17 protein-coding genes are annotated in these 14098 nt (G+C 49.0%); 2 read left to right on the top strand and 15 right to left on the bottom strand.

Annotation, left to right across the window (positions count from 1 at the left end; genetic code table 11):
- Positions 1–665 precede the first annotated feature (665 nt).
- Positions 666–1784: a non-hydrolyzing UDP-N-acetylglucosamine 2-epimerase gene (gene wecB, locus SporoP33_RS11590; protein WP_081243854.1), complete on the bottom strand. Its 1119-nt coding sequence runs from the start codon at positions 1782–1784 to the stop codon at positions 666–668.
- Between the two features lie 15 nt (positions 1785–1799).
- The gene (upp, locus tag SporoP33_RS11585; RefSeq protein ID WP_081243853.1) at positions 1800–2429 is read right to left on the bottom strand and encodes a uracil phosphoribosyltransferase; all 630 of its coding nucleotides are present in this window, start codon (positions 2427–2429) and stop codon (positions 1800–1802) included.
- A 203-nt stretch (positions 2430–2632) separates the two neighbouring features.
- Between upp and SporoP33_RS11580 the strand changes: the two genes are divergently transcribed.
- Entirely contained in the window at positions 2633–3157 is a 525-nt protein-coding gene (locus SporoP33_RS11580; protein WP_231293241.1) for a hypothetical protein, read from the top strand.
- On the opposite strand, the gene glyA is transcribed toward SporoP33_RS11580, so the two are convergent.
- From glyA to SporoP33_RS11520, 12 genes are all read right to left on the bottom strand, one after another.
- Positions 3120–4373 carry a serine hydroxymethyltransferase gene (gene glyA, locus SporoP33_RS11575; protein WP_081243851.1) on the bottom strand — a complete coding sequence of 418 codons (1254 nt, stop codon included), beginning with the start codon at positions 4371–4373 and terminating at the stop codon, positions 3120–3122. The two genes, SporoP33_RS11580 and glyA, sit on opposite strands and share 38 nt — an antisense overlap.
- 55 nt (positions 4374–4428) lie before the next feature.
- Positions 4429–4974, bottom strand: a complete 546-nt coding sequence (locus SporoP33_RS11570) for a TIGR01440 family protein (protein WP_196796774.1) — start codon at positions 4972–4974, stop codon at positions 4429–4431.
- Between the two features lie 18 nt (positions 4975–4992).
- On the bottom strand, positions 4993–5433 hold the full coding sequence (gene rpiB, locus SporoP33_RS11565) for a ribose 5-phosphate isomerase B (RefSeq protein ID WP_081243849.1): 441 nt from the start codon (positions 5431–5433) through the stop codon (positions 4993–4995).
- 594 nt (positions 5434–6027) lie between these two features.
- Positions 6028–6192 (bottom strand): hypothetical protein, encoded by a 165-nt coding sequence (locus tag SporoP33_RS16045; protein WP_155961345.1) that lies wholly within the window; start codon positions 6190–6192, stop codon positions 6028–6030.
- Between the two features lie 225 nt (positions 6193–6417).
- Complete coding sequence (locus SporoP33_RS11555; protein WP_081243847.1) at positions 6418–7710, bottom strand: methyl-accepting chemotaxis protein; 1293 nt, start codon at positions 7708–7710, stop codon at positions 6418–6420.
- Positions 7707–8153: a low molecular weight protein arginine phosphatase gene (locus SporoP33_RS11550; protein ID WP_081243846.1), complete on the bottom strand. Its 447-nt coding sequence runs from the start codon at positions 8151–8153 to the stop codon at positions 7707–7709. Before SporoP33_RS11550 ends, SporoP33_RS11555 begins: the two co-directional genes overlap by 4 nt.
- A 56-nt stretch (positions 8154–8209) precedes the next feature.
- Positions 8210–8713: a manganese efflux pump gene (locus SporoP33_RS11545; protein ID WP_081243845.1), complete on the bottom strand. Its 504-nt coding sequence runs from the start codon at positions 8711–8713 to the stop codon at positions 8210–8212.
- Positions 8714–8789: 76 nt separating this feature from the next.
- Positions 8790–9821: an L-threonylcarbamoyladenylate synthase gene (locus SporoP33_RS11540; RefSeq protein ID WP_081243844.1), complete on the bottom strand. Its 1032-nt coding sequence runs from the start codon at positions 9819–9821 to the stop codon at positions 8790–8792.
- 60 nt (positions 9822–9881) lie between these two features.
- The gene (locus SporoP33_RS11535) at positions 9882–10448 is read right to left on the bottom strand and encodes a stage II sporulation protein R (protein WP_081243843.1); all 567 of its coding nucleotides are present in this window, start codon (positions 10446–10448) and stop codon (positions 9882–9884) included.
- Between the two features lie 47 nt (positions 10449–10495).
- Complete coding sequence (prmC, locus tag SporoP33_RS11530) at positions 10496–11347, bottom strand: peptide chain release factor N(5)-glutamine methyltransferase (protein ID WP_081243842.1); 852 nt, start codon at positions 11345–11347, stop codon at positions 10496–10498.
- Positions 11340–12416 (bottom strand): peptide chain release factor 1, encoded by a 1077-nt coding sequence (prfA, locus tag SporoP33_RS11525; RefSeq protein ID WP_081243841.1) that lies wholly within the window; start codon positions 12414–12416, stop codon positions 11340–11342. Before prfA ends, prmC begins: the two co-directional genes overlap by 8 nt.
- Positions 12417–12507: 91 nt before the next feature.
- Entirely contained in the window at positions 12508–13104 is a 597-nt protein-coding gene (locus tag SporoP33_RS11520; RefSeq protein ID WP_081243840.1) for a thymidine kinase, read from the bottom strand.
- Positions 13105–13183: 79 nt separating this feature from the next.
- Here SporoP33_RS11520 and SporoP33_RS11515 point away from each other — a divergent pair, with 79 nt between their 5' ends.
- Positions 13184–13399: a hypothetical protein gene (locus SporoP33_RS11515; protein ID WP_081243839.1), complete on the top strand. Its 216-nt coding sequence runs from the start codon at positions 13184–13186 to the stop codon at positions 13397–13399.
- Between the two features lie 382 nt (positions 13400–13781).
- On the opposite strand, the gene rpmE is transcribed toward SporoP33_RS11515, so the two are convergent.
- Positions 13782–13997, bottom strand: coding sequence for a 50S ribosomal protein L31 (rpmE, locus tag SporoP33_RS11510; RefSeq protein WP_081243838.1), 216 nt, complete (start codon positions 13995–13997; stop codon positions 13782–13784).
- Positions 13998–14098 lie beyond the last annotated feature (101 nt).

Below are 14098 nucleotides of genomic sequence, written 5' to 3'. Positions count from 1 at the left end.
TGTCAAACATTCGACATATTTGTTTTTCAATTTTTGCTTGCATTTTGTGACGTGTTGTTAGGGGGGTATTATTTACGTATTGAAGAGTGAAATTTGTGGATTGTATTGGTTTATTAATTTGAGAGGCCGGCAGTGTGTCGGGGTGGGGATTTGCGCTTCGGAGGGGACGCTTTCCCATGGGCCCGCGCTGAGCCAACCAAGTCGCAGGCTCCTTCTGGTTGTCTCACCTGTCGGGCTGATCCATCGGGAGTCGCCCCTCCTGCGCTTCAATCCCTTGCAATGAGAGAGGGAGGTACTTATTGTTGTGCATTGAAGCTAGGCTGCAATCGACTTACTAGATTAACAGGTAAGTAATCTTGATTTGCACTTGAACTTGAACTTAAATAACTCCAAAACAAGTACTGTTTCACACTCTACCGTCAGTAAGTGATTCAAGTGCAACCACTATAAAATTAGGAGTGAAGCGGAAGCGAATAGGAGCACATCTTTGCTTTGACAGGTGAAACACCCTTCGAGCGAAGGGTGTTTCACCGCCCGCCCTCCGGAAAGCGTCCCCAGCTGGAGCTTCAATCCCGAACCACAAGCCCTTCTTACTTTCCTCTTACCATTTTACTTACATGCAGAAAAAAACAGCAGAGGAAAAGTCTCTGCTGTTTTGATTGTTATTATAATGAAGAAAGATATTTGAGTAACGATTCTACTATTCGCTTTGACGCATGGCCATCGCCGTATGGATTGTGGGCTTTGGACATTTTTTCGTACTCGGCGTGATCGGACAGAAGTGTATCGGACAGCCGGAAGATATCTTCCTCTTCCGTTCCTGCCAGGCGCAGCGTTCCTGCATCTATCCCTTCCGGACGTTCAGTCGTGTCACGCAGGACAATGACAGGCTTGCCAAGTGAAGGCGCTTCTTCCTGGATGCCGCCGGAGTCGGTAAGGATGATGTGTGAACGGGCTGCGAAGTTATGGAAATCCAATACTTCCAACGGTTCAATCAAGTGAACGCGGTTGTTGTTTCCAAGCAGTTCATCCGCCACTTCACGCACAGCCGGATTCATGTGCACAGGGTAAATCACCTGGATGTCGTCATGTTTGTCGAGCAGACGGTTGATCGCACGGAACATATTGCGCATCGGTTCGCCCAGGTTTTCTCGGCGGTGTGCGGTCAATAGAACTAAACGGTCGTCGCCGAGTGTATCGAAAATCGGATGATGATAATCCGGGTCAACTGTCGTTTGCAGTGCATCAATCGCCGTATTGCCCGTGACGTAGATGCGGTCTTTATTTTTGCCTTCATCTAACAGGTTTTGTGCTGACTTTTCAGTTGGCGAAAAATGAAGATCAGCGATGACGCCAGTCAATTGACGGTTCATCTCTTCAGGATACGGTGAGAATTTATTCCACGTCCGCAATCCTGCTTCCACGTGCCCCACTGAGATTTGATTGTAGAAAGCTGCCAGACTGCCGATGAAAGTAGTCGATGTATCGCCGTGGACGAGCACGATATCCGGCTTTGCTTCTTTCATTACTTTGTCCAGACCTTCGAGGCCCCGAGTGGCTACGTCGATCAGTGTCTGGCGGTCTTTCATGATATTCAAATCATAATCAGGTGTTATTTTGAATGTTTCCAGCACTTGGTCAAGCATTTGACGATGCTGGGCAGTGACTGTGACAATCGACTCGATTTGATCCGGATGTTTTTCCAGTTCCAGCACGAGTGGCGCCATTTTAATCGCTTCCGGTCTTGTGCCGAAAATCGTCATCACTTTCCACTTTTTAGTCAATGTTTGTTCCCTCCATTATTTTGTGCCGAATAAACGGTCACCAGCGTCACCCAGTCCAGGTACGATATAGCCGTCTTCGTTCAGCTTTTCGTCCAATGCTGCGATATAAACATCTACATCCGGGTGTTCTTTCGTCAATATTTCGACGCCTTCAGGAGCAGCGACGAGACACATAAATTTGATGTTGACCGCTCCGCGTTTTTTCATTGAATTGATGGCTTCGACTGCTGTTCCGCCTGTCGCAAGCATCGGATCCACTACGATGAATTCGCGCTCGGCAACATCAGAAGGCAGCTTCACAAAGTATTCTACCGGTTTTAGCGTTTCCGGATCACGGAATAACCCGACGTGTCCCACTTTTGCAGCCGGAATTAAATCGATAATGCCGTCCACCATGCCGATTCCCGCACGCAAGATCGGCACAATCCCCAGCTTCTTCCCTGCCAGCACGCGGGACTTCGCTTCGCAGACTGGTGTTTGAATTGTGATTTCTTTAGTTGGAAGTTCACGTGTGATTTCAAATGCCATCAGTGTCGCCAACTCATTCACGAGCTCGCGGAATTCTTTCGTTCCTGTATCTGCCTTTCGTATAAACGTCAATTTGTGCTGAATTAATGGATGATCAAAAACATGTACTTTTCCCATTGGTATCGCTCCTTTTCGGAATATCTTGTACATTATAACAGAAATCACGCGACAGGCGCAGTGAACATATACGAATTGTTGTGACGAAAGAGCAAAGTGTCTCTCGATGCTGGATAAACTTGGCGGATGGATGGTCATTGTTGGGCTGGAATGGGGTGTGAGTGTTTGACTGTGGACTTGGGTTGAGCGCTTGGACGCGGGCTATGAGCGCTGGCGGAGGTGGATTGAGCGCTTGGACGTGGGTTATGAGCGGTGGCGGAGGTGGATTGAGCGCTTGGACGTGGGTTGAGCGCTTGGCTACGGGCTATGAGCGCTGGCGGAGGTGGATTGAGCGCTTGGACGTGGGTTATGAGCGGTGGCGGACATGGATTGAGCACTTGGCCACGGGCTATGAGCGCTGGCGGATGTGGGTTGAGCGCTTGGCTACGGGCTATGAGCGCTGGCGGAGGTGGGTTGAGCGCTTGGACGCGAGCTTTGAGCGCTGGCGGACATGGATTGAGCGCTTGGCCACGAGCTATGAGCGCTGGCGGACACGGATTGAGCGCTTGGACGTGGGCTATGAGCGGTCCCCGATGTGGGTTGAGCGCTTGAGCATTAATCCCAAACAACCAAGCACTCCCCCGCCCCAACGGCTCCTGCACAAAATCATCCCGACAAAAAGCGCCCGACACGGTGTCGGGCGCTGGCTTATTACTTATATAGAGGGTGCTGATCTGTCAGTGCTGTAACTGCTTTGCGTGCTTCGTCTTTTGCTGACTGGTCTTCGTGGTTTTTCAATAAAGTTGCAATGATGCGTCCCACTTCTACCATGTCTTCCTCTTTGAAGCCGCGAGTTGTGACTGCTGGCGTACCGATACGGATACCGGAAGTGACGAATGGTCCTTCTGTGTCGAATGGTACAGTGTTTTTGTTTACTGTAATACCGATTTCGTCAAGTACGTGCTCTGCCACTTTACCTGTAAGGTCAAGTGATTTCAGTTTTACCAGGACAAGGTGGTTATCTGTGCCGCCTGAAACGACGTCGATTCCTTCTTCCTGCAATTTTTTAGCCAATGCTTCCGCGTTTTTCTTCACTTGCTGTGCATAGGTTTTAAATTCCGGCTCCAATACTTCTTTGAATGCCACCGCTTTTGCAGCGATTACGTGCATCAAAGGACCGCCTTGAACGCCTGGGAATACAGTTTTGTCGATTTTCTTGCCGAATTCTTCAGCTGTTTCTTCATTCAATAAAATGATACCGCCACGTGGACCACGCAATGTTTTATGCGTAGTAGATGTCACGAAGTGTGCGTGCGGCACTGGATTTGAGTGCTCGCCTGCTGCCACAAGACCTGCGATGTGCGCCATATCCACCATCAAGTATGCACCGACTTCATCCGCAATTTCACGGAATTTCGCAAAGTCGATTTCACGCGGGTATGCACTTGCACCTGCAACGATCATTTTTGGTTTGTGCTCAAGTGCTTTTTGACGAACGTCTTCGTAATCAATCATCTCTTCTTCTTTAGTTACACCGTATTCTACGAAATTATATAGTTTTCCGGAGAAGTTAACCGGTGAACCGTGCGTCAAGTGACCGCCGTGGGAAAGGTTCATCCCAAGAACTGTGTCGCCCGGCTCAAGGGCTGTGAAGTATACTGCCATATTCGCCTGTGCACCGGAGTGCGGCTGTACGTTTGCATATGCTGCGCCGAAGATTTCTTTTACACGGTCGCGTGCGATGTTTTCCACCACGTCCACATGCTCACATCCGCCGTAGTAGCGCTTGCCTGGATAGCCTTCAGCATATTTATTAGTTAAGTATGATCCTTGTGCTTCCATAACTGCTTCTGTTACGAAGTTTTCAGATGCAATCAGTTCGATGTTTGAGTTTTGACGGTTTTTTTCAGCCATGATTGCTTCATAAATTGCTGCATCTTCACGCTGTACATTACTTAAGTCCATTGGTTAGTATCCCCTTTATTCTGATAATTTTATATCTTGTTACATTGTACACGGTTTATTCGTATTGCGCACGACTTCCGCCAATCAATTTTGGACGTGTTGTCGCAAGCGTGATCACTGCTTCACCAATTTGTTTAATGGAGGTGCGGATCGGTACTGCGACCGGCTTTAACTGCATGCCAATTAAGGTTTGGCCGATATCAATGCCTGCACTGGCCTGTACGGATTCCACGACGACAGGGTCGTTAAATTGCTGATAGGCACAGGTCGACATGGAGCCGCCTGCTTTAAACACCGGTACAACAGAAACAGGTTCCAGATGAAATTGTTTCGCTGTCTTGCGTTCCATTGTCAACGCTCGGTTAATGTGTTCGCAGCCCTGGAATGCCAAATGTACACGGTATTTATTTGCAAATGCCTGAAGTGGTGCGAATAATGCTTCTCCTATTTCAAGTGCGCCGTTCGTGCCAATGCGAGCGCCCGCTACTTCGGAAGTCGAGCAGCCGACGACAAACATCGTCTCTTCGGCAGGCGGTGCTTGTTCGGCAAATTCGGTCAATGCCTGTTCCAGCTGCAGTTTCCATAGTTCAATAGCATCCACTTGTTCCACCTGCTTTCTTCAGTTCTCTTCCAGTTTCATCATTTTCTCGATGCGGCGCTCGTGACGTCCGCCTTCAAATTCTGTTTCAAGCCATGTGCTGACAATTTCACGTGCAAGCCCTGGTCCAATTACGCGCTCGCCCATCGCGATGATGTTGGAGTCATTGTGGCCGCGTGTTGCTTTTGCGCTGAATACGTCGTGGACGAGCGCACAGCGAATGCCTTTGACTTTATTGGCGGAGATTGACATGCCAATACCCGTGCCGCAAATCAGGATCCCGCGGTCTGCTTTTCCTTCCACGACGGCGTTGGCTACCGGTACTGCATAGTCAGGGTAGTCGACGGAATCGCCGGAGTCGGGTCCGTAGTCGGTGTATTCTATCTCGAGTTCGGTTAATAGATTGGTGATCTCTTTTCGGAGGTTATTGCCTCCGTGGTCTGAAGAAATTGCTACTTTCACTGTTCACCCTCATTTCCATTTTTACTTATCGCTTATTCTATCATTGTTCGATAAAAAAATCATCGGTTTTAGTGTACAACTTTTGAATTTCTCATTTTTTATTTGTGAATTATCGTTATAAAGGCGAATGTTACGGGGTTGGAGTTGATATAATGTACGTCTTTTTTATGGAATGAAGAGTTTTGGGGGGCCGTTGCTCGATTGGTTGTTGGGGGTTGGAGTTAGCGAGTGTCCGCTCTTTGGACCCGCGCAGGCACGTGGGGGATTGCCTTTCGTCATGAGCCAGCTGGCGAAAGTGCGCGCCAGTTGTCTCATGACTTCGGCCGACCCCACAGTTGTGCCTGCGCTGCTGAGTGGAAGCAAGCTAGGTTACTTTTTTAAAAGAGAAGAAGTTCAGTGACTACTAAGCGACTGGCGTATGCTTTGGCAAATGATATGTCATAATCCGCTTTTTCCTAAACTTTACAAACAGCAGTGAGTTTAATGCTGTTCAAGCTCTGGTTTTTGGGTCGTTGCTCGACTCATTGTCGGGTATTATAGTTAGCAACTGTCCGCTCTTTGGATCCGCGCAGGCACGTGGGGGATTGCCTTTCGTCATGAGCCAGCTGGCGAAGAGCGTGCCAGTTGTCTCATGACTTCGGCCGACCCCGCAGTTGTGCCTGCGCTGCTGAGTGGAGACAATCCAAGTACTTTTTTAAAAGAGAAGAAGTGCAGTGACTGGTTGACGACTGGCGTATGCTTTGGCAAATGAAGTGTCATGATCTGCTTCCCCCTAACTAAACGGAGGCGCCTTACAAGCGGTCGGCGTAGCGATGAGACTGACAGGCGCTCTTCCTGTCTGGCTCATCGCGGAAGCCATCCGCCAGCGCCGCAGTGAGTCCAATGACGTTCCCCTTCTCCCCCTACAATGACCGCAACTGGTGTAATCCAGTTATAATGCAAAAAAACAACCCCAAGCGCAGTGCCTCAGGGTTGTCCTATTTTTCAGCCTGGTGTTCGGTCGAATTTGCGGATGACTTTGTACAGCTCCTCGGATTGTTCTTTGAGCTCCAGTGCCTTGGTTTTGGTCTGGTCTATCGATGCCACTTGTTCTTCAGTGGCGGCGCGCACTTCTTCAGCGCCGGCTGATGTGTGCTCTGCAATCGAAGCAACTTCCATGGATTGCGCGGCTGTGCGTTCGATAGTCTGCATCTGATTGCCGACGATCTGCGTGATTTCTTCCACAAAGAGAGCCATGGTCTGGATGGTCGCTGTCATCGTTTCCACATTTTCATTTGTCTGGGTGGCGCGTTCGGCTTCTGTTGAGGCTGTTTTCACTTGTTTATGCATTTCTGCAACGACTTGTTTGACGTCAGCCTGGATTGTCTGAACCAGTCCGGAAATCATTTGGACCGCTTTGGCGCTTTCGTCTGCCAGATTGCGCACTTCTTCTGCAACTACGGCGAATCCTTTGCCGTGTTCACCAGCCCGTGCCGCTTCGATGGATGCGTTTAGTGCGAGCAAGTTCGTCTGGCCTGCAATGCTGCCGACCAGTTCCACGATTTCTCCAATTTTATGCGCATTTTCATCGAGCACCCGAATGGTTTCCAATGAATGCTCGCTTTGGTCGCTCATTTGATGAATACCCGCCAATACGGAATGGAAAATTTCTGTTGTGGCATGCAAATCCCGCAGCATCATTTTGGATTGTGCAGACGACTGATCTGCGCGGTTATTGACTTCCATCGCCAACTGCCGGATATCTTCGATGGCCTGCACCGTTTCCCGTATGGCTTCGGATGTATTTTCCGCTCCGTTTGAAATTTCCGAGATGGTCCGCGCAATGGCGTCGGACTGTCCTGCCGCGGCGCTCGTCTCTTTCGTCAATGAGTCGACCGATTCCGCTGTTGCCTGGAAATTGGATTCAATCTGTTCGATAATGCTGCGCAAATTCACGACAACTTGCTGGAATGCACTGGAGACGGAATGAATTTCATCCGAAGAATTCGGCAGTTCGATATCAGTGCCGATCTTTCCGTCCGCGACCCGCATAGCGGCTGTTTCAAGACGCTGCAGCGGCTTTGTTAAAATCACGCTGAACAGCGCCGCTAAAATTCCGGACCACATGACGCCCATTGCGTACGTTACTAGCTGAAAGATGAACGGTTTTACATTCGGGAAGAACGTTGGCTGCACCCAATTAATAAAGACCGCACTTGTTGTATAGGTGATGACTGCGAGTATTACTATAAATAATACAAGCTTTTTCCGCAGTCCCACTTTTTTCGGTTCATTCATGAATTCCCCTCCGCTAGCTGCCGGATGACTGAGTCAATAAGTTCTGTCAGCTCATTGAATGTCGTGCGGTATGTAGCCAAATGCCCCCCGTACGGATCGTGAACGTCGGTTCCTGGCACCGCACCTGCATACTCTTTTAATGTAAACACTTTTTCTTTCATTTCAGGAAAACGGCTGTGCAGGAAATCCCGATGGCTTGCTGTCATCGTCAGGACGAGATCCGCCCACTCCATCTCGGACGCTTTGAGTTCATTGGAATAGGGTGTAAAGGAAATCCCTGCTTCCGTCAGCAATTGTGCGGAATTTACGGAAATCGGCAAGCCGTCCATCGCGTGTATTCCTGCAGATTTCGCTGTAAGTCCGGGTACATTCGCATGATTAAGCAATGCCTCCGCTAAAGGACTTCTGCACGTATTGCCTGTACAAATAAAATAAATATTCATTTTCTTCACCTACTTTACAGAATACCGGATTTATGTGAAAAAAGAAACACAATTCTTCAAATGATAAAGGACATTACACCCATGCCGATTAATGCAATTCCAGCCAACCGCCTAATTGCTTTTCCATTAATCAGCCGAATACGGCCAGTTGACAAAAATGCTACTACGCTAAAAAAGCCGGCAAAGAAACCGGACGCCAGAATGAACAGCCATTTATTCATCTGCATCATTCCAAATGTCACGCTGACAGCGAACGCATCCACACTGACCAGCATAGCGAGAAAAAACGGAGAAATCTTTTCGATGAGTGACGGCTGCTCAGAGTCATCGAGCAAAATGTGGAGACCGATCAGCGAGAGTAATACGCCGGACAGCGCGTGGCTCCACTCGGTGAAGTAAATCACTATCCATTCTCCCGTATAAAATCCAATAAGCGGTAACACCATATTCAGTATAATCGTCCACAGCGTGATCATCAATCTGCCCCGCCGCAGCTGGAGAAGCGTATAAATAATTAGAATATCGATTGTCGTAACGACAGCCGCTATGATTTCTAACAAAGACTAAGCCCCCTTGCAGTTCGCATATGTTCATCCTATGCGGGGGCCAAAGGGGGCTATTCATCGTTAACAGCTATTATTCAGTAAAACGTCTGCCGTCTGATGCTTTGTTCAAACGATTCATGACCGCCGCGCCGATACCGGAAAGATCTGTCTCAATCGCCAGGATGATATCTGCTTCTGTATGATCACACTGACGGATTGCTTTATACAGACTCGATGCCATCGCTTCACGGCTGTCAATCGGACCTGTGGAAAAGTACCAATCCGCATGTTCTGTGTATAACTCATCCGGACCGATGATTGCGGCGCGTTTGTTTTGCCGATGAATAGCGGCTAGCGCGTTCTCGATATAAGCGGCATTCGGCTCGATGACGAACAGCGGTGCTTCAGGTGCATAATGCGTATACTTCATGCCAGGTGCACGCGGTGCCGATGACGGATCCGCAGGCTGCGTTGCCAGATGAACAGGACCAATCAATTCTTCCAGCTGTTCTTTAGTAATTCCGCCGGGACGCAGAATAACGGGAGGCGTGACCGTGATATCCAAAATAGTGGATTCCACGCCAATTCCCGTCTCGCCGCCATCCAAGATCAGCGGCACTCTTCCGATCAAGTCATGGTAGACGTGACCGGCTTCTGTCGGACTCGGCTTTCCGCTGCGGTTTGCGCTCGGTGCAGCCAGCGGCATATTCAGCTTCCGCAGCAGCTGCAAAGCCACCGGATGGTCCGGCATACGGATTGCCACCGTGCTGAGCCCTGCCGTTACGACATCCGCAATAACGCCGGGCTTTTTCTCCATAATCAATGTCAATGGACCCGGCCAGAATGCATCCATTAATTGATGCGCAATCTCCGGCACGTCTGTCGCGTATTTGGTAATGTCTGACTGATTGCCAATATGTACAATTAACGGATTATCAGACGGTCTTCCTTTTGCCTCGAAGATCCGCCGAACCGCCTGCTCGTCTGTCGCAATTGCCCCGAGACCATAAACTGTTTCAGTCGGGAATGCAACAATCCCTCCAGAAGTCAGGATATCCACAGCTTGTTCATAGATTTCATCGTTATCCACTAGGTTATCCACTTTTTCTTGCGTAGTGTCCATATGCTCAACCCCTTTTTATACACATTCTCTGAATCTTATCCACAAAATTTGTGAATAGTTTTATTTGAACAGTGATTTTATCCACTCCCAAATGAAAAATCTAACAGGTTCTTCTTCTGTTTCAGTTACACTTGCTTCATCAGGAAAACAGACATTCGGAAACAATGCGCACCACCAGTTATCTCCTCTGCCGGCACCGATTTTCACTACATACGCATCATAAACATCCTGCGGCTGAATGAATGATCCGACGCGCTTCGGCGGAATCAATGCGGCACTGTGCTCGATTGAAACCGTCGCGCCATTCACCTGCGACTGTGCGATGTCAAGTATCACCGGCTGCAGCGCCTGAAGTTTATCATGGATTTCCTGCTGATTGACAGATTGATTGATTGCCTGCTCAAGTAACGGTGCAATTTTTTCCTGCACGTTCTGCTTCACTTGCTGGTCTGCTGCCGTATTTGAATTAGCCAGAATGCGGAACTGCGTGGCATCGCTTGCCGTCATATGCTGGCCAAATACGAGCAGCACCCCTTGAATCGTCAGCAGTATAAGTACAAATTCTATAAAAGCCACTAGTTTTGAAGTATACGTTGGTTGTTGGTTCATCGGATAATCTTGTAACATGTCATCCCCTCCTGCACTCTATCTTGACCCGCAGGAGAGGATTTTATTCATTGAATCTCACAAAATATCATTCGTTCTTTTTTATTGATATCTTCTGCGATCTCGACAGTTGCTTCGGGAAACGCATGCTGGAGGTATTCCTGAACGATTTTGCCTTGCCTGTATCCTATCTCAAAGCCGATCAGTGCAGGGCGATTCATCAGAGGAGGCAAGTTTTGCGCCAGTCTGCGGTAATAATACAGCCCATCTTCTTCAGCAAATAATGCGCTTTGCGGTTCGAACGCATAGACAGTCGGTGACATTTCTGCCTTCTCGTCCTCTGCGATATACGGCGGATTGGACAGGATAATATCCCAGGATTGCTGTTGCAGCGGCTCTTCCATATCACCTTGCACGAATGTAATATCCGCTTCATTGCGCTGTGCGTTACGCTGCGCCACTTCAAGAGCGGCTTCACTGAAATCTGTGGCCGTCACGCTGGCGCTCGGACGCTCTTTTTTGAAAGCGACCGCAATTGCCCCGCTGCCCGTTCCGATATCCGCCACCTGAATGACTTTATCGCCAAATAAGCGGTTGGCGCGTTCTAGCGCATAATGAACAAGTTCCTCTGTTTCAGGACGCGGAATCAGTACATGTTCATTCACCTCGAATGAATAGCCGTAAAAGGATTCCTCACCTAAAATATATTGAATAGGCTTGCCAGCCAGCAGTTCTTTGACGATATCCCAAAATTGCGAGCAAGTTTCATAGGGAATGATCTCACGTAAACTGGCAAGATAGCCGGCGTGGCTTTTGCCGGTGACTGCGCGCATGGCCAGTTCCGCAGCATGTGTATCCATTCCGCGGTCATACAATAAATCCTGCGCCCGCTTTACCGATTCCAGCATCGTTTTAGTCATTGCGATCCAAACTTTCCAGGCGGCGGGCCTGTTCTTCGATAATCAGCGCGTCGATTACTTCATCCAGCTTCCCTTCAATAATCTGGTCGAGTTTTTGAATCGTTAAGCCGATTCGATGGTCAGTGACACGATTTTGCGGAAAGTTGTACGTGCGGATCCGTTCTGAACGGTCGCCGGACCCTACAGCCGATTTTCGCTTTTCATCGTATTCTGCCTGTGCTTCCTGCATGAATTTGTCATAGACACGGGCACGCAGCACTTTCATCGCTTTTTCTTTGTTTTTTATTTGTGATTTTTCATCTTGAATCGATACTGTCGTTCCTGTGGGCAAATGTGTCAGACGCACGGCGGACATCGTCGTGTTGACAGATTGTCCTCCTGGCCCGGATGAAGCGAATGTGTCGGTACGGATATCCTTTTCGTGGATTTCAATTTCCACTTCCTCCGCTTCCGGCAGACAAGCGACTGTCGCAGTGGATGTATGGGTGCGGCCGCCGGATTCCGTTTCCGGCACACGCTGTACGCGGTGTGCGCCGTTTTCGTACTTCAGCTTGGAATACGCGCCTTTGCCGTCAATCATGAAAATAATTTCTTTAAAACCGCCCAGTTCTGTAGGAGAGGAATCAATGACTTCCACTTTCCAATGGTTCATTTCCGCGAAACGTGTATACATGCGGTACAGGCTGCCTGCGAATAAAGCCGCTTCATCCCCGCCTGCTGCGCCGCGGATTTCCATAATGACACTTTTATTGTCGTTGGGATCTTTCGGAATGAGCAACACTTTCAGCTGTTCTTCAAGCTGCTCGATCCGGTCTTCCAGCTCGTCTATTTCCATTTTGACTAATTCTTTCATTTCATCATCCAACGGTTCATCAAGCATTTCTTTAGCATTTTTATATTGTGTCTGAACTTCTTTATATTCACGATATACGTCTACAGTTTCTTGCAGGTCGGATTGTTCTTTGGAGTAATTCCGCAGTTTCTCAAGATCATTGACGATCTCGGGGTCACTAAGTAGTTCATTTAATCGGTCATATCGGTCTTCTACTGCTTGCAGTCTGTCGAACATAGTAGTTTCACCTCTTCTGAAATGTTGAATACTGATTTATTTGTATGACAGAACCGCCTATCCTCGTGCGTGCGGATAGACGGCGTGTCGTTTATTTTGCGTGCTCTGCGCGGCTTACCGGCACTTCATGGTGGTGGCGGCACCGCGGCTCATAAGCTTCAGATGCGCCAACCAAAATAATTGGGTCATCCTGGCATGCAGGCTGTCCATCAATTAGCCGCTGCGTCCGGCTCGAAGGCGAACCGCAGACAGTACAGACTGCCTGGAGTTTTGTCACCAATTCCGCCACAGCCATCAATTGAGGCATGGGACCGAATGGCTCTCCTCTGAAATCTTGGTCAAGCCCTGCAATGATGACACGAAATCCCCGATCCGCAAGACTGATTGCGACATCTAAAATTTCCTCGTCGAAAAATTGTGCTTCGTCAATGGCGACCACATCGAAATCATCTGAGACGAGATCCGGTATTTCACTCGCTTTGGCAATTGGATTGGCGATAGTCGAAGAACCGTCATGACTGACCACGGCCTCTTCACTGTACCGGTCATCAATAGCCGGTTTAAATACCGCAATCTTTTGCTTGGCGAATTCCGCCCGGCGAATCCGGCGAATCAGCTCCTCCGACTTACCTGAAAACATACTGCCGCAGATGACTTCCATCCAGCCGCCTTGCATTGAAACGTACATGGTCAATCCCCTTTCGATGTTGTGTGTATATGTATGAGTTAGTTGTTAAGTTTTGTTTGTTTATGAGCGGTTGATCTGCTTGTATGAGCGGATCGCGCGTTGGTATGAGCGCTTGGATCGGGCTTATGAGCGGATCACGTGCGGCTATGAGCGCTTGAACCGGGATTATGAGCGGATCACGCGCGGCTATGAGCGCTTGAACCGGGCTTATGAGCGGATCACGTGCGGCTATGAGCGCTTGGCCAAGTTTATGAGCGGATCACGCGCAGCTATGAGCGCTTGGCCAAGTTTATGAGCGGATCGCGTGCAGCTATGAGCGCTTGAACCGGGATTATGAGCGGATCACGCGCAACTATGAGCGCTTAACCAGGTTTTAGAGCGGATCGCGCGCAGCTATGATCACTTACCCCGGCTTAATGAGCGGATCGCGGGCAACTATGAGCGCTTGGACCGGGATTATGAGCGGATCGCGCGTTGGTATGAGCGCTTGGCCAAGTTTATGAGCGGATCACGCGCGGCTATGAGCGCTTACCCCAGCTTACTGAGCGGATCACATACTAGTATGAGCGCTTCTGCATGTGTTATGAGCGGTCGCGTCCTCCGCGAATGCGATTACCAGAGAAAATTATAAAAATACCCGTCTGGCACGACTGCACCTGACGGGTATCTGGCTTTTATTACTTTTGTTCTTCTGACTTGATGCCGTATTTCTTGTTGAAACGGTCGACACGGCCGTCCGCTGCAGCAAACTTCTGGCGTCCAGTGTAGAATGGGTGACATTCTGAGCAAACTTCTACTCGAATATCCTCTTTTACAGAACCTGTTTCGAATGTATTGCCACATGAGCAAGTTACTTTTGCAAGTTTGTAATCGGGATGAATTCCTGCTTTCATCGGTCTCTCTCCTCTCGCCCTGAACCATCTGGAACAGAGTATGAATTTAGGCGTTTTATCGGCCAGTTGCCAATAAAACGGATCGATGCCGTACACGGCCC

The sequence above is a fragment of the Sporosarcina sp. P33 genome (genome assembly GCF_002077155.1).
Classification (GTDB): domain Bacteria; phylum Bacillota; class Bacilli; order Bacillales_A; family Planococcaceae; genus Sporosarcina.
The sequence above is the reverse complement of the archived record's forward strand: the minus strand, read 5'-3'. Positions and strand labels throughout refer to the sequence as shown.

Bases quoted from the DNA above. Each gene is read 5' to 3' on its own strand.
- prfA (WP_081243841.1), bottom strand. From the start codon at position 12,416: ATGTTCGACAGACTGCAAGCAGTAGAAGACCGATATGACCGATTAAAT.
- SporoP33_RS16045 (WP_155961345.1), bottom strand. From the start codon at position 6,192: ATGACACTTCATTTGCCAAAGCATACGCCAGTCGTCAACCAGTCACTG.
- upp (WP_081243853.1), bottom strand. From the start codon at position 2,429: ATGGGAAAAGTACATGTTTTTGATCATCCATTAATTCAGCACAAATTG.
- prmC (WP_081243842.1), bottom strand. From the start codon at position 11,347: ATGACTAAAACGATGCTGGAATCGGTAAAGCGGGCGCAGGATTTATTG.
- SporoP33_RS11580 (WP_231293241.1), top strand. From the start codon at position 2,633: ATGAGCGCTGGCGGAGGTGGATTGAGCGCTTGGACGTGGGTTATGAGC.
- rpmE (WP_081243838.1), bottom strand. From the start codon at position 13,997: ATGAAAGCAGGAATTCATCCCGATTACAAACTTGCAAAAGTAACTTGC.
- glyA (WP_081243851.1), bottom strand. From the start codon at position 4,373: ATGGACTTAAGTAATGTACAGCGTGAAGATGCAGCAATTTATGAAGCA.
- SporoP33_RS11520 (WP_081243840.1), bottom strand. From the start codon at position 13,104: ATGTACGTTTCAATGCAAGGCGGCTGGATGGAAGTCATCTGCGGCAGT.
- SporoP33_RS11540 (WP_081243844.1), bottom strand. From the start codon at position 9,821: ATGGACACTACGCAAGAAAAAGTGGATAACCTAGTGGATAACGATGAA.
- SporoP33_RS11555 (WP_081243847.1), bottom strand. From the start codon at position 7,710: ATGAATGAACCGAAAAAAGTGGGACTGCGGAAAAAGCTTGTATTATTT.
- SporoP33_RS11550 (WP_081243846.1), bottom strand. From the start codon at position 8,153: ATGAATATTTATTTTATTTGTACAGGCAATACGTGCAGAAGTCCTTTA.
- SporoP33_RS11535 (WP_081243843.1), bottom strand. From the start codon at position 10,448: ATGTTACAAGATTATCCGATGAACCAACAACCAACGTATACTTCAAAA.